Source organism: Pseudomonas sp. KK4 (assembly GCF_001984065.1).
Lineage (GTDB): Bacteria > Pseudomonadota > Gammaproteobacteria > Pseudomonadales > Pseudomonadaceae > Aquipseudomonas.
The window spans coordinates 1-18454 of record NZ_LYVP01000003.1 but is presented as its reverse complement, the minus strand read 5'-3'; the positions used below and the strand labels follow the sequence as shown (position 1 = coordinate 18454).

The following is an 18454-nucleotide window of genomic DNA, read 5'->3' as shown; positions in this document are numbered from 1 at the left end:
CCGGTATATTGATCCACTTTATTACCTGGCACACCGCGCAAGCTGGCCTGGCGACGGCTTCGCCGCCGGACGGGAGCAAGCTCCCTCGCCACAACAGCGGTAGTGCTATGCAGGCTTGACCCGATCCGCGGGGCGCCGCACTCCGGCTACGATCTTATCCACAGCCTTGGTCGCGGCGACCATGCCGAAGGTCGCCGTCACCATCATCACTGCGCCAAAGCCCCCGGCGCAGTCGAGCTTCACGCCATCGCCGACAAAACTCTTCTGCAGGCAAATGCTGCCATCGGGTTTCGGGTAGCGCAGTTGTTCGGTGGAAAACACGCACGGCACGCTGTAATGGCGGGTCACGGTGCGGGAGAAGCCGTAGTCGCGGCGCAAGGTGGAGCGCACTTTCGAGGCCAATGGGTCATTGAAGGTGCGGTTGAGGTCGCAGACCTGGATCAGCGTCGGGTCGATCTGCCCGCCCGCGCCGCCGGTGGTGATGATCTGGATCTTGCGGCGCTTGCACCAGGCGATCAGCGCCGCTTTGGCGTTGACGCTGTCGATGCAGTCGATCACGCAGTCGAGGTTCGGCGTGATGTACTCGGCCATGGTCTCGCGGGTGACGAAGTCCGGCACCGCGTGCACCGTGCAATCGGGGTTGATCCCGCGCAGGCGCTCAGCCATCACCTCGACCTTGGGTTTGCCGACGGTGCTGTCCAGCGCGTGCAACTGGCGATTGGCGTTGCTGACGCAAACGTCATCGAGGTCGAACAGGGAAATCTCGCCCACACCGCAACGGGCCATGGCTTCCGCCGCCCAGGAACCGACGCCACCGACGCCGACGATCGCCACATGGGCCGCGCGCAGGCGCTCAAGCCCCTCGACGCCATACAAACGGGCGATGCCTGCAAACCGCGGATCTTCTGTACTCATGACCACCACCTCAAAAACCGGCGCGCATTATGGACGACCCAGCCGCAAGTTTTAAGCTTCAAGCTGCAAGTGTAAGAACTTATGTGAAAGTTAACTGCCCAATATCGAGCATTTCTCTGTCAGTTGTACGCCCAGTGAACTGCCGGTGTAGGATGCGCGCCCCTTGGCCGTAGCCAACCGTTCCTTCGTTCCACAGCCTTTGGAACCTGAAATAACCATGTCATCGCGTAAATTTGGACTCAACCTGGTGGTGGTGCTTGCCATCGCTGCCTTGTTTACCGGCTTCTGGGCGCTGATCAATCGCCCGGTTTCCGCTCCCAACTGGCCTGAACAGATCTCCGGCTTCTCCTACTCGCCGTTCCAGCAAGGTCAATTCCCGCAGAAAGACCAATACCCGACCGATGACCAGATGCGTCGCGACCTGGAAATCATGAGCAAGCTGACGGACAACATCCGTATCTACTCGGTCGACGGCACGCTGCAGAACATCCCGAAACTGGCCGAAGAGTTCGGTCTGCGGGTGACACTGGGGATCTGGATCAGCCCGGACCAGGAACGCAACGAGCGGGAAATCACCCGCGCCATCGAAATCGCCAATACCTCGCGCAGCGTGGTGCGGGTGGTGGTCGGCAACGAAGCGATCTTCCGCAAGGAAATCAGCGCCGCTGAACTGAGCATGATCCTCGACCGCGTGCGCGCCGCCGTGAAAGTCCCGGTGACCACGTCCGAGCAGTGGCACGTCTGGGAAGAACACCCGGAACTGGCCAAGCACGTCGACCTGATCGCCGCGCACATCCTGCCCTACTGGGAGTTCATCCCGGTGGACAAGGCCCAGCAGTTCGTCCTCGACCGCGCCCGCGACCTGAAAAAACTGTTCCCGAAAAAACCGCTGCTGCTGTCCGAGGTGGGCTGGCCGAGCAACGGCCGCATGCGCGGTGGCGCCGATGCGTCGCCGGCCGATCAGGCGATCTACCTGCGCACGCTGGTGAACAAGCTCAACCGCCAGGGCTTCAACTACTTCGTGATCGAAGCCTTCGACCAGCCATGGAAGGCCAGTGACGAAGGTTCGGTGGGCGCTTACTGGGGTGTGTTCAACGCGGCCCGTCAGCAGAAATTCAACTTCGAAGGCCCGGTGGTCGCAATCCCGCAATGGCGCGTGCTGGCCGTCGGCTCCGTGGTGCTGGCGCTGCTGTCGCTGACCCTGCTGATGATCGACGGCTCGGCCCTGCGCCAGCGTGGCCGTACCTTCCTGACCTTCATCGCGTTCCTGTGCGGTTCGGTGCTGGTGTGGATCGGTTATGACTACAGCCTGCAATACAGCACCTGGTTCAGCCTGACGGTGGGTATTCTGCTGGCGCTCGGCGCGCTCGGGGTGTTCATCGTGTTGCTCACCGAGGCCCATGAACTGGCCGAAGCGGTGTGGATTCACAAGCGTCGCCGAGAGTTCTTGCCGGTGGTGGGCGATTCCAACTACCGCCCGAAAGTCTCGATCCATGTGCCCTGCTACAACGAGCCGCCGGAGATGGTCAAACAGACCCTCAATGCGCTGGCCAACCTCGACTATCCGGATTTCGAAGTCCTGATCATCGACAACAACACCAAGGACCCGGCGGTGTGGGAGCCGGTGCGCGACTATTGCGAAACCCTGGGCCCGCGCTTCAAGTTCTTCCACGTCGCGCCTTTGGCCGGTTTCAAGGGCGGCGCGCTGAACTACCTGATTCCGCACACTGCCAAGGATGCCGAAGTGATCGCGGTGATCGACTCCGACTACTGCGTGCACCCCAACTGGCTCAAGCACATGGTGCCGCACTTCGCCGATCCGAAAATCGCCGTGGTGCAGTCGCCGCAGGATTACCGCGACCAGAACGAAAGCACCTTCAAGAAGCTCTGCTATGCCGAATACAAAGGCTTCTTCCACATCGGCATGGTCACCCGCAACGACCGCGACGCGATCATCCAGCACGGCACCATGACCATGACCCGTCGCTCGGTGCTCGAAGAGCTGGGCTGGGCCGACTGGTGCATCTGTGAAGACGCCGAGTTGGGTCTGCGGGTGTTCGAGAAAGGTCTGTCGGCGGCGTATTACCACGACAGCTACGGCAAGGGCCTGATGCCCGACACCTTCATCGACTTCAAGAAGCAGCGTTTCCGTTGGGCCTATGGCGCAATTCAGATCATCAAGCGCCACACCCGCAGCCTGCTGCGCGGCAAGGACACCGAGCTGACCCGCGGCCAGCGCTACCACTTCCTGGCGGGTTGGTTGCCGTGGGTCGCGGACGGCATGAACATTTTCTTCACCGTGGGTGCGCTGTTGTGGTCGGCGGCGATGATCATCGTACCGCAACGGGTCGACCCGCCGCTGCTGATTTTCGCGATCCCGCCGTTGGCGCTGTTCGTGTTCAAGGTCGGCAAGATCATCTTCCTCTACCGTCGCGCCGTGGGCGTGAACCTCAAGGATGCGTTCTGCGCCGCACTGGCGGGCCTGGCGTTGTCGCACACCATCGCCAAAGCGGTGCTGTACGGCTTCTTCACCAGCAGCATTCCGTTCTTCCGCACACCGAAGAACGCCGATAACCACGGCTTCTGGGTGGCGATTTCCGAAGCGCGGGAAGAGGTGTTCATCATGCTGTTGCTGTGGGGCGCGGCGCTGGGGATCTTCCTGGTCAACGGCATGCCGAGCAACGACATGCGCTTCTGGGTGACCATGTTGCTGGTGCAGTCGCTGCCGTACCTGGCGGCGCTGATCATGGCGTTCCTGTCGTCGCTGCCAAAACCGGCGGTCGAAACCGAAACGGCGCCAGCGGTCTAAATCTTCACCGATGCACTAAACGGCGGCCAATGGTCGCCGTTTTGCTTTAAGATAACCGCCATTTTGCAGGGCTTGGCGTGATATCCATCCCTGTGGGAGCCAGCCTGCTGGCGATGGCAATGTAACAATCACAGTTTATGTTGACTGTCACACCGCCATCGCCAGCAGGCTGGCTCCCACATTCAGTCCGCGCCCAATTTCAAGTTTCCGGAGTTTTCCATGACGGCCCACGCCGACCTTTCGCCGACCCTTCAACTCGCCATCGACCTGATCCGCCGTCCGTCCGTAACGCCGGTCGACGCCGATTGCCAGAAGCAGATGATGCAGCGCCTGGGCGATGCCGGTTTTGCGCTGGAACCGATGCGCATCGAAGATGTGGATAACTTCTGGGCCACCCACGGCAAGCACGACGGCCCGGTGCTGTGCTTCGCCGGCCACACCGACGTGGTGCCCACCGGCCCGGTGGCCGCCTGGCAGATCGACCCGTTCAACGCCGTGATCGATGAGCACGGCATGCTTTGCGGCCGTGGTGCGGCGGACATGAAGGGCAGCCTGGCGTCCATGACCGTGGCCGCCGAGCGTTTCGTCGCCGACTACCCGGATCACAAGGGCAAGGTCGCGTTCCTGATCACCAGCGATGAAGAAGGTCCGGCACACCACGGCACCAAGGCCGTGGTCGAGCGCCTGGCGGCACGCAACGAGCGGCTGGACTGGTGCATCGTCGGCGAACCGTCGAGCACCACCCTGGTCGGTGACGTGGTCAAGAACGGTCGTCGCGGTTCCCTGGGCGCCAAACTGACCGTGCGCGGCAAGCAGGGCCACGTGGCCTACCCGCACCTGGCGAAAAATCCGATCCACCTCGCCGCCCCGGCGCTGGCCGAACTGGCCGCCGAGCACTGGGACCATGGCAACGATTTCTTCCCGCCCACCAGCTTCCAGATTTCCAACCTCAACTCCGGCACCGGCGCGACCAACGTGATCCCGGGTGATCTGGTGGCGGTGTTCAATTTCCGTTTCTCCACCGAGTCCACCGTCGAAGGCCTGCAAAAGCGCGTGGCCGACATCCTCGACAAGCACGGCCTGGACTGGCACATCGACTGGGCGCTGTCCGGCCTGCCGTTCCTCACCGAACCGGGTGCGTTGCTGGACGCGGTATCGTCGAGCATCAAGGACATCACCGGTCGCGAAACCAAGGCGTCCACCAGTGGTGGCACCTCTGACGGGCGCTTCATTGCGACCATGGGCACCCAGGTGGTCGAACTGGGGCCGGTCAACGCCACCATTCACCAGGTCAACGAGCGTGTACTGGCGGCGGACCTCGACGTGCTGACCGAAATCTACTACCAGACCCTGATCAAGTTGCTCGCCTGATGCTCGCTTGCCCGATTTGCAGTGAGCCGCTCAATGCGGTGGACAACGGCGTGGCCTGCCCCGCCGGGCATCGTTTCGACCGCGCGCGCCAGGGTTACCTGAACCTGCTGCCGGTGCAGCACAAGAACAGCCGTGACCCTGGGGATAACCAGGCGATGGTCGAAGCCCGTCGCGACTTTCTGAACGCCGGCCATTACGCGCCGGTGGCCAAACGCCTGGCGGAACTGGCGGCCGAGTATGCGCCGGCGCGCTGGGTCGACATCGGTTGTGGCGAGGGTTACTACACCGCGCAGATCGCTGACGCTCTGCCCAATGCCGATGGCTACGCCCTGGACATCTCTCGGGAAGCCGTCAAACGCGCCTGCAAGCGCAATCCGCAGTTGACCTGGTTGATCGCCAGCATGGCCAGGGTGCCGCTGGCGTCGGGCAGTTGCCAGTTCCTGGCCAGCGTCTTCAGCCCGCTGGACTGGCTGGAGGCCAAGCGCCTGCTCAGCCCCGGCGGCGGCCTGATGAAGGTCGGCCCCACCAGCGGCCATCTGATGGAATTGCGCGAGCGGCTGTACGACGAAGTCCGCGAATACACCGACGACAAGCATCTGGCCTTGGTGCCCGAAGGCATGGCGCTGGCGCACAGCGAGACGTTGGAATTCAAGCTGACGCTGGTCAGTGGCCAGGACCGGGCGAACCTGCTGGCGATGACGCCCCATGGCTGGCGCGCCAGTGCCGAGCGCCGGGCAGCGGTCATCGAGCAGGCGGAGCCGTTCGAGGTCACCGTGTCGATGCGCTACGATTATTTCGTTGTTCAATAACCTTAATTTTTTGGTCTTGAGCCATTGCTTGAGACCGGCTAAATCCGCGAATGGATTTTTCAGACACGCAGTGAGGACATCCATGCGCCAGCCCGATATCGAGATTTACCTGAAAGACGCCGACGTCGACCACAAGGCCGTTGCCGCCTGGCTCGGCGCCGCGCTGGGTCCGTGCACCGACTGGGTCCAGAAGGGCCAGACCTACAAGTGCAAGGCCGGCAGCGTGCCAGTGACCTGGTTGCCCAAGGCTGTAGGAAAATGGAACAGCCTGTACCTGGAAAGCGACCAGACCCCGTGGGAAGACGACATCGCCTGCGCCCGCGCCGCATTTGCCGCACTGAACGTCGAAGTGCGTTGCGCACCGGGCAGTTGGGTCGAGGAAGAAGGCGAGGAGACGGCCGATCGCTGGATTCGCATCAGCTCCGATGGTGAAGAAGAGATTACCTGGAAAACGGCATAAACGACGTCGATCCAATGTGGGAGCGGGCTTGCTCGCGAAAGCGGTGTATCAGTCAACGTTGATATGACTGATACACCGCTTTGGCGAGCAAGCCCGCTCCCACAGTGGTTTTGTGTGATTACAGACCTACAACATCCTCAGCCTGCAACCCCTTCTGCCCTTCCACCACCGCGTACTCGACCTGCTGGCCTTCAGTCAGCGAGCGGTGCCCCTCACCGCGAATCGCGCGGTAGTGCACGAACACGTCCACCCCGTCTTCGCGCTGGATAAAGCCGTAGCCCTTGGCGTCGTTGAACCACTTCACGCTGCCGGTTTCACGTGTTGCCATCTGTTCATACTCCTTTTTTATTATTGATCGGGCTTTTCGCGGGAAAGCCTCGGAATTTTGCTTGCACGTAAAGTGCCACTGTATGGCCAGTGCGGGCTCGCCGAGTATATGCCAGGCACTAAAACTCTCAACAGGAGTTTACTTGTGCGCTTTTTTGCCGATTTTCGACGAATCCGGCACACTATCGACCGCCCGAGCATTTGCTCGGTTTTACTCACTCACGCAGAAGCCGTATGACCCGTTCCCCGCTCCGCCGTCTTGTGTTTGGCACCTTGCGCCGACTGCTGTACCTCTGGGTTCGCTCGGAGACGATCAACCAGTCGTCGTTCACCCTCAACCTCGACCGCAGTCGTCCGGTGTTCTACGTCCTGCAAAACCCTTCCCTGACCGACCTGGCCGTAGTCGACACCGAATGCACCAAGGCCGGCCTGCCGCGCCCGGTGCTGCCGGTCTCGGTGGGCAACCTGCTGGAACCCGCCGCGTTCTACTACCTCACGCCGGACCCGGACTGGCTCGGCCGCCAGGACAAACGCGGCGCACCGCCGACCCTGACCCGCCTGGTCAGCGCCCTGAGCCAGAACGCCGCCGAAGACGCGCAGATCATTCCGGTCAGCGTGTTCTGGGGCCAGTCGCCGGACAGTGAATCGAGCCCGTGGAAGCTGCTGTTCGCCGACAGCTGGGCCGTCACCGGCCGCCTGCGTCGCCTGTTGAGCATCATCGTGCTGGGGCGCAAGACCCGGGTGCAGTTTTCCGCGCCGATCCACCTGCGCGAGCTGATCGAGCACAACAAGGGCCACGAGCGCACCGTGCGCATGGCCCAGCGCATCCTGCGGGTGCACTTTCGCAACCTGAAAGCCGCGGTGATCGGCCCGGACATTTCCCACCGTCGCAACCTGGTCAAGGGCCTGGTCAATCAGCCCCTGGTCAAGCAGGCGATCCTCGACGAAGCCGAGCGCGAAAAGATCTTCCCGGAAAAAGCCAAGGCCCAGGCCCTGCGCTACGGCAACGAGATCGCCTCGGACTACACCTACACCGCCATCCGCTTCCTGGAAGTGGTGCTGAGCTGGTTCTGGAACAAGATCTACGACGGCATCAAGGTCAACAACATCGAGGGTGTGCAAAAGGTCGCCCAAGGTCACGAAGTGATCTACGTGCCCTGCCACCGCAGCCACATCGACTACCTGCTGCTGTCCTACCTGCTGTTCCGCAACGGCCTGACCCCGCCGCACATTGCCGCCGGGATCAACCTGAACATGCCGGTGATCGGCGGCCTGCTGCGTCGCGGTGGCGCGTTTTTCATGCGCCGTACCTTCAAGGGCAACCCGCTCTATACCTCGGTGTTCAACGAATACCTGCACACCCTGTTCACCAAGGGCTTCCCGGTGGAGTACTTCGTCGAGGGCGGCCGTTCGCGCACCGGGCGCATGCTGCAACCGAAAACCGGGATGCTGGCGATCACCCTGCGCAGCTTCCTGCGTTCCTCGCGGATGCCGATCGTGTTCGTGCCGGTGTACATCGGCTATGAGCGGGTACTGGAAGGTCGCACGTATCTGGGCGAACTGCGCGGCGCCACCAAGAAGAAAGAATCGATCTTCGACATTTTCAAAGTCATCGGCGCCCTCAAGCAGCGCTTCGGCCAGGTGGCGGTGAACTTCGGTGAGCCGATCAAGCTGGCGCAATTCCTCGACGGCGAACAGCCGGACTGGCGCAAACAGGAACTCGGCCCGCAGTTCAAACCGGCCTGGCTCAACGAAACCACCAATCGCCTGGGCGACAAGGTGGCCCAGCACCTGAACGAAGCGGCGGCGATCAACCCGGTCAACCTGGTGGCCCTGGCGCTGCTGTCCACCAGCCGCCTGGCCCTGGACGATCGCGCCATGGCGCGCGTGCTGGACCTGTACCTGGCGTTGCTGCGCAAAGTCCCTTATTCGCCGCACACCACGCTGCCGGAAGGTGACGGCCGCGCGCTGATCGAACATGTGAAGGACATGGACCTGCTGTCCGAGCAGAGCGATGCCCTGGGCAAGATTCTCTATCTGGACGAACAGAACGCCGTCCTGATGACCTACTACCGCAACAACGTGCTGCACATCTTCGCCCTGCCGTCGCTGCTGGCGAGCTTCTTCCAGAGCGCCTCGCGCATGAGCCGCGAGCAGATCCTGCGCTACACCCGGGCGCTGTATCCGTACCTGCAGTCGGAGCTGTTCATTCGCTGGTCGCTGGATGAGCTGGACGGGGTGATCGATCAATGGCTGGAGGCGTTCGTCGAACAGGGCCTGCTGCGCTTCGAGAACGACGTCTACCTGCGTCCGGCGCCAAGCTCACGGCATTTCGTGCTGTTGACCCTGCTGTCGAAAAGCATCGCCCAAACCCTGCAGCGCTTCTACATGACCGTTTCCCTGCTGCTCAACAGCGGGCAGAACAGCATCAGCGCCGAAGAACTGGAAGACCTGTGCACGGTCATGGCCCAGCGCCTGTCGATCCTGCATGGCCTGAACGCACCGGAGTTCTTCGACAAGAGCCTGTTCCGCCATTTCATCCAGACCATGCTCAATCTCGAGGTGCTCAAGCGCGACGAGGCCGGCAAGTTGGGTTATCACGAACTGCTGGGCGAACTGGCCGAAGGCGCAGCCAAACGGGTATTGCCGGCGGAGATTCGCTTGTCGATCCGCCAGGTGGCGTTGCACTGCAGCGAAGATGCGGCGGATCAGCCCGCCGCATCCCCCGAGGCCTGACGCAAAACCCAATGTGGGAGCGGGCTTGCTCGCGAAAGCGGTCTAAAATTCAACATTTATGTTGTTTGACACACCCATTTCGCGAGCAAGCCCGCTCCCACATTTCGATACGGAGATCCCAATGAAAAAACTACCCCTGATCGCAGCCGCCATGCTGTTGACCGCCTGCCAGCACCCAACACCGGCACCCAAGGCATCCCTCGATGGCGAAGTGTTCTACCTGCAACGCATCGCCCTGCCGCCGACGGCAATCCTCAGCGTCAGCCTGCAGGACATCTCCCTGGCCGATGCCCCGGCCAAGGTCATCGACGAACAGCGCGGACCGGTCAAAGGCCAGGTGCCATTGCCCTTCCACCTCACCTACGACCCCGCCCAGATCGAGCCCAATCACCGCTACTCGATCAACGCGCGCATCGAAGACCATGGCAACCTGCTGTTCATCACCACCGAAAACCACACCGTGCGACTGGACGGCTCCGATCCCCAGCCTTTGAAGGTCCGCGTCGACGCGGCCCGTTAATTCTTGAAAAAAGGAAGTGCCATGCTCCGCCCTACCCTCCGCTTTGCCGGCCTGTGCGCAGGTTTGATGATCAGTGCCAGCGCCCTGGCGCTGTCCCTCAGCGACCTGTCGCAAAAAGACGCCACCGGCGGGCTCAAGGACGCCCTGACCCAAGGCGCGCAACTGGCCGTGAAACAACTGGGCACCCCGGGCGGTTTCAGCAACAACCCGGACGTGAAGATCGAACTGCCGGGCAAGCTGGGCAAGGTCGCCAGCAAAATGAAACAGTTCGGCATGGGCGATCAGGTCGATCAACTGGAAACCAGCATGAACAAAGCGGCGGAAACCGCCGTGACCCAGGCCCAGCCGATCCTCGTGGACGCGGTGAAGAAAATGACCGTCGAAGACGCCAAGGGCATCCTCAGCGGCGGCACCGACTCGGCCACCCAGTACCTGGACAAGACCAGCCGCGAACAGATCCGCGCCAAGTTCCTGCCGATCGTCAAGCAAGCCACCGACCAGGTCGGTCTGGCCAAGCAATACAACGCCTTCGCCGGCCAGGCCGCGACCATGGGCGTGATCGACACCAAGAATGCCAACATCGAAAGCTACGTGACCGAACAGGCGTTGAACGGCCTGTTCGAAATGATCGGCAAACAGGAAGAAACCCTGCGCAAAAACCCGGCAGCGGCCGCCACCAGCCTGGCGAAGAAAGTGTTCGGCACCCTCTGACCGACAGCGCAAACGCTATGGGGGCAAAGCTTGCTCGCGATGACGCAGTGTCAGTCAACATGGGTGCCGACTGACTCGACGCTATCGCGAACAGCGTTGCTCCGGCAGGGAATCAACCGTCGATGCAACCCGCAGAAAGAACACCCACTCACGCCCGATCCTCCTCTTCTCGAACACATTCAACTCGACCAGGCCATTCAACGTCGCCGAGGCGGTGTTGTAGGAGCAGTCCAGATGCTCTCTCACGTTACCTGCCGTGAATTCTTTCGCCATCCCGCTCTTGGCCACCTGAAAGACGGCTCGCTGCTTTTCGGTCAGCCGGTGGTAAAACCCCGACGCCACTAACCAGCGGTCAAACTGGTCGGCGCACGCCAGACTTTTCCGATAGGCCTGGGTAAATCCGCCGACAGCCCGAAGAATGACCGCGCATTGAAAATCGATGAAATACGTCAGATCGAGATCATCCGCTTCAGTGTTCAAGTAAGACCTCCCGTACTTCACCGGCGCATTGCGCAACAAGACGCTGATCGCAATGTAGCGAAACGCCGAGTAGTCATTCTTGAACATGAACCAGTAGAACAGCGCCCGTGCGACACGACCGTTACCATCGCGAAACGGGTGCTCGTAGCCCAGCGCGAAATGCAGTGCGATGGCTTTGATCAACGGGTGAAGGTATCCCGCGTGATTCGGGTCGTTGTGCGACTGGTTTATCCAATTCGACAGCCTTTGCAATCGACCCACCAGACCCATGGCAGGCGGCGGCGTGTGCACGGTTTGCCCCTCACCATCCTGCACAACGACGTCATCGTTGACCCTGAATGTCCCCGGTGAATATTGCGCATCATCGATGCCTTCGACACCAGCCTGGTGCATGGCTGAAATCAATTCGACACTCAAGGCTTCGTGACGCTTTTCCCAAGCGAAATTCATCATCTTGTAATTGCCGATCACCATTCGCTCGTCCGGGGTGCGCGGCAGGCGCTTACGCCTGAGCATGTCCTTGGCCACCCGTGTGGTGGTCGCCGCGCCTTCGAGCTGACTGCTACTGATGGCTTCGTCTTCAATCAGATCGTTGAGCAAATAACTGAAGTGCGCGTGCTCCCCGATCTGACTGGTCATGAATTCCAGCGCCGCCGTAGTCGCCTGCCGGTCAACAGCAGAAATGGCTTTCTGCGCCAGCGGCGTGAGCACAAAGTTGCCCCATCGAACGGGTTCGCACAGCGGTAAAAGCCTTGAATACTGCGCAGTCCGCGCTTTCTTCACCAGCGCCCAACACAGATTCGAATCCAGTCCCGGCGACCAGCGGCGGCGTAATTCGGTGAAAGGCAGGTAGCGCCCCCGATCGTCCAGGGGCTTGAGCAGAGCGAGATAATCGGCGAGTCGCTCCCTGTGGGGCGACTGCCCGAGCAGATCAAACACCAGGTCCAACCGGCCGTATAGCGTTGGTGGTTTTTTCATTGCCATTGTCTCGGACACTCATGAAACCGAGTCCCGAGTACAGCATTCGAATGCGGTGAGGCTCAATATCGGAAGATTCCGAGATGAGCGTAGGAGATTGTTCACGAAAAACGTTCGGACACTGCGCTCATTCAGTGAGCGCGCGTTATCGTTGAGGTCCATCGCGAACAAGTTCGCTCCTACAGAAGGGCGTGGTCGATCAGACTGGCTCCTTCCTGACCCTGAACCACGCCGCATACAACGCCGGCAAGAACAACAGCGTCAACGCCGTCGCCACAATCAACCCGCCCATGATCGCCACCGCCATCGGCCCGAAAAACACGCTGCGCGACAGCGGAATCATCGCCAACACCGCCGCCAGCGCGGTCAGCACGATCGGCCGGAAGCGGCGAACCGTAGCCTCGATGATCGCCTGCCAGGGCTTGAGCCCCGCTGCGATATCCTGTTCGATCTGATCCACCAGGATCACCGAGTTACGCATGATCATCCCCGAGAGCGCGATGGTCCCGAGCATCGCCACAAAACCGAACGGCTGGCGGAAAACCATCAGGAACAGCGTCACCCCGATCAACCCCAGCGGCGCCGTCAGAAACACCATGGCCGTGCGCGAGAAGCTGCGCAGTTGCAGCATCAGCAACGTCAGCACCACCACGATGAACATCGGCACACCGGCGTTGACCGACTTCTGCCCGCGCTCCGAATCCTCCACCGTGCCGCCCACATCCAACAGGTAGCCGTCCGGCAACTCCGCACGGATAGGGTCGAGGGTCGGCAGGATCTGTTTCACCAACGTCGCCGGTTGTTCCTTGCCGTAGATGTCCGCACGAACGGTCACGTTGGGCAGGCGGTTGCGGTGCCAGATCACGCCTTCTTCAAAGCCGTACTCCAGGGTCGCGATCTGCGACAGGGCGACGCTGCGGCCATTGTCGGTGGGCACCGCCAGGCTCGGCAGCAACGACAGTTCGGTGCGCTCATGCACGGTGCCGCGCAGCAGGATCTCGATCAACTCGTTGTCTTCGCGGTACTGGCTGACGCTGGAACCGGTCAGCGAGCTCTGCAAGAACTTCGACAGGTTGGCCGTGCTCACCCCCAACGCCCGGGCGCGGTCCTGATCGACGTTCAGATAGACGACTTTGCTCGGCTCTTCCCAGTCCAGATGCACGTTGGACACATGAGGGTTTTCGCGCACCTTGGCCGCGACTTTGCGGGCCAGCGCACGGACTTCCTCGATGTGCTCACCGGTCACCCGGAACTGCACCGGATAACCCACGGGCGGCCCGTTTTCCAGACGCGTGACCCGCGAGCGCATGGCCGGAAATTGTTCGTTGAGCGTGGCGATCAGCCAACTGCGCAGGGTTTCACGCTCTTCGATGGTTTTCGCCAGCACCACGAATTGGGCGAAGCTGGCAGCGGGCAGTTGCTGGTCCAGCGGCAGGTAGAAACGTGGCGAACCGGTGCCCACATAGGCCACATAGTTATCGATCCCGGCCTTGTCCTTGAGCAGCGCTTCAAGGCGTTTGACCTCCTCGGTGGTGTTGCTCAAGGAGGCGCCTTCGGCCAGTTTCAGATCGACCATCAATTCCAGTCGGCCCGATGCCGGGAAAAATTGCTGCGGCACGAATCGGAAGAGGACTACAGAAGCAATGAACAGAATCACCGTCGCCGCAATCACCGTTTTGCGCCGACGCACACACCACTCCACCACCCGCCGGACTCGCTGATAAAACGGCGTACCGTAAGGATCGGGCTGATCGGTACCGTGTTTGGCTGCGTGAATCTTCGCCAGATCCGGCAGGAGTTTTTCCCCCAGGTACGGCACGAACACCACCGCCGCGACCCAGGACGCCAGCAGCGCGATGGTCACCACCTGGAAGATCGAACGGGTGTATTCGCCGGTGCCCGACTGCGCGGTGGCGATCGGCAGGAACCCGGCGGCGGTGATCAGCGTACCGGTGAGCATCGGGAACGCGGTGCTGGTCCAGGCATAGCTCGCCGCCTTGATGCGGTCGAAGCCCTGCTCCATTTTGATCGCCATCATTTCCACGGCGATGATCGCGTCGTCCACCAGCAAGCCCAAGGCCAGCACCAGGGCGCCGAGGGAGATCTTGTGCAGGCCGATGCCGAAGTAATACATGGCGGCAAAGGTCATCGCCAGCACCAGCGGAATCGCCAGCGCCACGACCATGCCGGTGCGCACGCCGAGGGAGAAAAAGCTCACCAGCAACACGATCGCCAGCGCTTCGACCAGCACCTGGACGAACTCGCCGACCCCGGTTTTCACCGCCGCCGGTTGATCGGACACCTTACGCAGTTGCATGCCGGCCGGCAGGTTTTTCTGGATGCGGGCGAATTCGACTTCCAGGGCCTTGCCCAGCACCAGGATGTCGCCACCGTCCTTCATGGCCACGGCCAGGCCGATGGCGTCCTCGGCCATGAAGCGCATGCGCGGCGCAGGCGGATCGTTGAAACCGCGGCGCACCTCGGCCACGTCGGAAATCCGGAACGTGCGATCGGCAACTCGGATCGGGAAGTTCTTTATCTCATCGACTGTCTGAAAATTCCCCGACACCCGTAGCTGCAATCGCTCACTGCTGGTTTCGAAGAAGCCGGCGGTGGACACGGCGTTCTGCTCTTCAAGCGCCTGTTGCACTGCTGCCAGGGGCAAGCCGAGGGTGGCAAGTTTGACGTTGGACAACTCGATCCAGATCTTCTCGTCCTGCAAACCGAGCAGCTCAACCTTGCCCACATCCTTGACCCGTTGCAGCTGGATCTGGATGCGATCGGCGTAATCCTTGAGCACGGCGTAGTCGAAACCGTCCCCGGTCAAGGCGTAGATGTTGCCGAAGGTGGTGCCGAATTCATCGTTGAAGAACGGTCCCTGAATGCCCGGCGGCAAGGTGTGGCGAATGTCGCTGACCTTTTTGCGCACCTGATACCAGAGCTCCGGAATTTGCACCGAATGCATGGAGTCGCGGGCAATGAACGTGACCTGGGATTCGCCGGGACGGGAGAACGACACGATGCGTTCGTACTCGCCGGTTTCCATCAGTTTCTTTTCAATGCGCTCGGTGACCTGGCGCGACACTTCCTGGGCCGTGGCCCCCGGCCAGTTGGTGCGGATGACCATGGCCTTGAAGGTAAACGGCGGGTCTTCGCTCTGGCCGAGCTTGGTGTAGGAAAGCGCGCCAACGATGGCCAGCAACAGCATCAGGAACAGTACGATCTGGCGATTGCGCAACGCCCATTCGGAAAGATTGAAGCCCATCGGGGATTACTCCTTGTCCGCCAGATTGACCACGCGGTTGGAGCGATCCACCGGGCGCACCTGCTGCCCGTCCAGAAGCACATGGACGCCGGCGGCCACCACCCAGTCGCTGGCGTTGAGCCCTTCGAGCACCGGCACGGTTTTCTCACCGAAGGCACCGACCCGCACCGGGGTCTTTTTCAGGGTGTTGTTGGCACTGACGACCCAGACGTAGGTCACGCCGTTTTCGGCGGTCAATGCCGACAGGGGCACCGACAACGGCACGGCCTCTGCGGTTTGCACGAACACGCGGGCACTCTGGCCGAGTTCGGCCGGGACCTTGCCACCGGTGAAGGCAATGCGCGCCGCGAAGGTGCGGGACTTCGGATCGGCGGACGGCGACAGTTCACGGATGCGCCCGGCGAAGCGCTGATCCGGTTGCGTCCACAGTTCCACCGAGACCGGCTGGCCGACCTTGAAACGTCCGAAGTTCTGCTCTGGCAAACTGATCAGCACTTCGCGCTCGCCGTCGGTGGCCAGGGTAAATACCGTCTGACCCGCTGCCACCACTTGCCCGACTTCCACTGCACGCTTGGCCACGACGCCGTCCTGAGGCGCACGCAATACGGCGTAGCTGGCCTGGTTGGTAGAGACGTTGAATTCGGCTTTGATCTGCTTCAGGCGCGCTTCGCCGGAGCGGTAGAGGTTTTCCGCGTTGTCGTACTGGGAGCGGCTGACCAGCTGACGCTCCATCAGCGTTTTATAGCGGTCGCGCTCGGCACGCACCATGTTCAGGTTGGCTTCGGCGGCGGCGACCTGGGCGCGGGTGGCTTCCAATTGCAGACGAACGTCCTGGGGATCGAGCTCGGCCAAGGGCTGATCGGCCTTGACCCGCTGCCCCTCTTCGACCAGTCGTCGGCTGACTTTGCCGCCGATGCGGAACGCCAGCTCGGGCTCGAAGCGCGCACGAACTTCGCCCGGATAGCTTTCCATTGCCTGCGTCGAGGGCTCTGGCTGGACCACCATGGCCGGGCGCACGCTGGTGGGCGGCGCTTCTTCATGACCGCACGCCGTCAACAGAAACGCCAGGCTGACTGGCAACGCGAGGGGCAAGGCATAGCGGAACATGGTGAAGGACCTTTCGCCAATGGTGCTTGGAATAATTATACTGACCAGTATGTTATTAATAGCAAACTCACCAGTCCAGTAATAAAAGCGCATATGCCGAACAATCTTTCAGCACCCAACGGCCCAGGCCGCCCCAAGGATCTGGCCAAGCGCCAGGCCATCCTGGACGCGGCGAAAACGCTGTTTCTGACCAAGGGATATGCCAACACCAGCATGGATGCTGTCGCGACGCAGGCCGGCGTGTCGAAGCTGACGGTCTACAGCCATTTCAACGACAAGGAGACGCTGTTCTCCGCCGCCGTGGTGGCCAAGTGCGAAGAGCAGTTGCCGACGCTGTTCTTTGAATTGCCGCAGGGGGTGGCGGTGGAAACCGTGCTGCTGAACATCGCCCGGGGCTTTCATCAGCTGATCAACAGCGACGAATCGGTGAACCTGCACCGTTTGATCATGGCCCTGGGCAGCCAGGACCCGAAACTGTCCCTGATCTTCTTCGAGGCCGGCCCGCAACGCATGCTCAACGGCATGGAGCGGTTGCTGGGTAAAGTCGATCAGAGTGGCGCGCTGAGCATCGACAAACCGCGCAATGCGGCGGAGCACTTCTTCTGCCTGCTCAAGGGCGCGGCGAATTTTCGCTTGCTGTATGGCTGTGGCGAGCCGCTGACCGAAGACGCGGCCGAGAGCCATGTGCGGGAGGTGGTGGGTTTGTTCATGCGGGCGTATCGGCCGGGTTCAGCCTAATCGATCCAGGCTGCAGGGTCTGGCGCCTTCGCGAGCAAGCCCGCTCCCACACTTGATCTGCGTCGTGCACCAATCAAATGTGGGAGCGGGCTTGCTCGCGAATGGGGCAACTCGGTCTTACGGCTTGAGCGCCCTCTTCGGATAAATGTCATACCGGCTGGACTTGCCATCCAGCGCATGGCTCGGCTTGGGCCCTTCGATGCACGGTGCCTTGCGCGGTCGCTTGACCACCACCCGGTGGCTGGCCAGCGCCAATGCCGCCTGGAGCAATGCCGGAGCATCCGGATCATCGCCCACCAGCGGCCGGAACAGGCGCATTTCCTTTTTCACCAGCGCGGTTTTCTCACGGTGCGGAAACATCGGGTCGAGGTAGATCACTTGCGGCGGCTCGCCTTCCCAGTTTTGCATCACCTCGATCGAATTGCCCTTGAGCAACCGCATGCGCGCCACGATCGGCGCCACGTCAAAGTCCTCCGCTGCTCTGGCCAGGCCATCCTCGAGCAGGGCACCGATCAACGGCTGACGCTCGACCAGGCTCATCTCGCACCCCAGGCTGGCCAGCACGAACGCATCCTTGCCCAGCCCCGCCGTGGCATCCAGCACCCGCGGACGAACGCCCTGGGCGATGCCAACGGCCTTGGCGATCATCTGCCCGCTGCCACCGCCGTACAACCGACGATGGGCTGCGCCGCCCTCGACGAAATCCACCCGCACCGGCCCCGGCGCGTCCGGACCCAGCTGTTGCAACTGCAGGCCCTGCTCGCCCACCTGCAAGGCAAACTCGCCCTCATCCACCTGCAACGGCAGGCCCAGGCGCTCGGCCCAGTGCTCGGCCTGTGGCTGAAAGGTCGCGTTCAAGGCCTCGACATGGATGCGGCAAGCCGCGGGCTGATCAATCATCGGAAAACACGCTCAAAAAATTAATGATCGGCAAAAACGGCCGATAACAAAACTAACGAGCATTTTGCCAGAGCTGAGCGTCGACCGAGAGAAATGTCAGACATTCAACCCACCATCACAGGTTTTATCTCGCCCTACGGCGACTACAACCTGCGAAACACCCAGGCACTGAGCGGCGTCAGCCACATCTGGCAGGATTTCTTTGCCCGAGCGCTGGCCGAACAGTCGGGTGAGGTGCTGCCTCAATCGCTGAACTTCCCACCGGTGGACCTGGAAAGCCCGGTCGAACCCACCGTCGGCAGCGACCTGCTGGCGCACATCGTTGCCC

14 protein-coding genes and 1 pseudogene are annotated in these 18454 nt (G+C 61.6%); 9 read left to right on the top strand and 6 right to left on the bottom strand.

The window, feature by feature from the left end:
• Positions 1-105 precede the first annotated feature (105 nt).
• Positions 106-915: a tRNA cyclic N6-threonylcarbamoyladenosine(37) synthase TcdA gene (tcdA, locus tag B0W55_RS01530; RefSeq protein WP_371807249.1), complete on the bottom strand. Its 810-nt coding sequence runs from the start codon at positions 913-915 to the stop codon at positions 106-108.
• 217 nt (positions 916-1132) lie between these two features.
• Between tcdA and B0W55_RS01525 the strand changes: the two genes are divergently transcribed.
• The 4 genes from B0W55_RS01525 to B0W55_RS01510 all read left to right on the top strand — a co-directional run bounded on the left by B0W55_RS01525 (position 1133) and on the right by B0W55_RS01510 (position 6364).
• Positions 1133-3724 (top strand): glycosyltransferase, encoded by a 2592-nt coding sequence (locus B0W55_RS01525; RefSeq protein ID WP_077044290.1) that lies wholly within the window; start codon positions 1133-1135, stop codon positions 3722-3724.
• Positions 3725-3943: 219 nt separating this feature from the next.
• Positions 3944-5095: a succinyl-diaminopimelate desuccinylase gene (gene dapE / locus B0W55_RS01520; RefSeq protein ID WP_077044289.1), complete on the top strand. Its 1152-nt coding sequence runs from the start codon at positions 3944-3946 to the stop codon at positions 5093-5095.
• Positions 5095-5904 (top strand): putative RNA methyltransferase, encoded by an 810-nt coding sequence (locus B0W55_RS01515; RefSeq protein ID WP_077044288.1) that lies wholly within the window; start codon positions 5095-5097, stop codon positions 5902-5904. The genes dapE and B0W55_RS01515 overlap by 1 nt, the downstream gene beginning before the upstream one ends.
• Positions 5905-5986: 82 nt before the next feature.
• Positions 5987-6364 carry a hypothetical protein gene (locus tag B0W55_RS01510; RefSeq protein WP_077044287.1) on the top strand — a complete coding sequence of 126 codons (378 nt, stop codon included), beginning with the start codon at positions 5987-5989 and terminating at the stop codon, positions 6362-6364.
• A 118-nt stretch (positions 6365-6482) separates the two neighbouring features.
• On the opposite strand, the gene B0W55_RS01505 is transcribed toward B0W55_RS01510, so the two are convergent.
• Complete coding sequence (locus tag B0W55_RS01505; RefSeq protein WP_077044286.1) at positions 6483-6692, bottom strand: cold shock domain-containing protein; 210 nt, start codon at positions 6690-6692, stop codon at positions 6483-6485.
• A gap of 233 nt (positions 6693-6925) precedes the next feature.
• On the opposite strand from B0W55_RS01505, the gene plsB reads away from it, so the two are divergent.
• From plsB to B0W55_RS01490, 3 genes are all read left to right on the top strand, one after another.
• A complete protein-coding gene (gene plsB / locus B0W55_RS01500) occupies positions 6926-9427 on the top strand; it encodes a glycerol-3-phosphate 1-O-acyltransferase PlsB (protein ID WP_077044285.1) in 2502 nt (833 codons plus the stop codon).
• Positions 9428-9548: 121 nt separating this feature from the next.
• The gene (locus B0W55_RS01495; protein WP_077044284.1) at positions 9549-9947 is read left to right on the top strand and encodes a YbaY family lipoprotein; all 399 of its coding nucleotides are present in this window, start codon (positions 9549-9551) and stop codon (positions 9945-9947) included.
• A 21-nt stretch (positions 9948-9968) separates the two neighbouring features.
• Positions 9969-10658 (top strand): DUF4197 domain-containing protein, encoded by a 690-nt coding sequence (locus B0W55_RS01490; RefSeq protein ID WP_077044283.1) that lies wholly within the window; start codon positions 9969-9971, stop codon positions 10656-10658.
• Between the two features lie 81 nt (positions 10659-10739).
• On the opposite strand, the gene B0W55_RS01485 is transcribed toward B0W55_RS01490, so the two are convergent.
• The 3 genes from B0W55_RS01485 to B0W55_RS01475 all read right to left on the bottom strand — a co-directional run bounded on the left by B0W55_RS01485 (position 10740) and on the right by B0W55_RS01475 (position 16488).
• Positions 10740-12116, bottom strand: coding sequence for a Fic family protein (locus tag B0W55_RS01485; protein WP_077044402.1), 1377 nt, complete (start codon positions 12114-12116; stop codon positions 10740-10742).
• Between the two features lie 199 nt (positions 12117-12315).
• A complete protein-coding gene (locus tag B0W55_RS01480; RefSeq protein WP_077044282.1) occupies positions 12316-15381 on the bottom strand; it encodes an efflux RND transporter permease subunit in 3066 nt (1021 codons plus the stop codon).
• Positions 15382-15387: 6 nt separating this feature from the next.
• Entirely contained in the window at positions 15388-16488 is a 1101-nt protein-coding gene (locus B0W55_RS01475) for an efflux RND transporter periplasmic adaptor subunit (protein ID WP_077044281.1), read from the bottom strand.
• A gap of 93 nt (positions 16489-16581) precedes the next feature.
• Here B0W55_RS01475 and B0W55_RS01470 point away from each other — a divergent pair, with 93 nt between their 5' ends.
• A complete protein-coding gene (locus B0W55_RS01470; RefSeq protein ID WP_077044280.1) occupies positions 16582-17226 on the top strand; it encodes a TetR/AcrR family transcriptional regulator in 645 nt (214 codons plus the stop codon).
• Between the two features lie 117 nt (positions 17227-17343).
• Here B0W55_RS01470 and B0W55_RS01465 read toward each other — a convergent pair whose 3' ends face one another.
• On the bottom strand, positions 17344-18126 hold the full coding sequence (locus B0W55_RS01465) for a class I SAM-dependent methyltransferase (RefSeq protein ID WP_077044279.1): 783 nt from the start codon (positions 18124-18126) through the stop codon (positions 17344-17346).
• Between the two features lie 93 nt (positions 18127-18219).
• On the opposite strand from B0W55_RS01465, the pseudogene B0W55_RS01460 reads away from it, so the two are divergent.
• Positions 18220-18454 (top strand): annotated as a pseudogene (locus B0W55_RS01460) (energy transducer TonB); the annotation flags it as partial.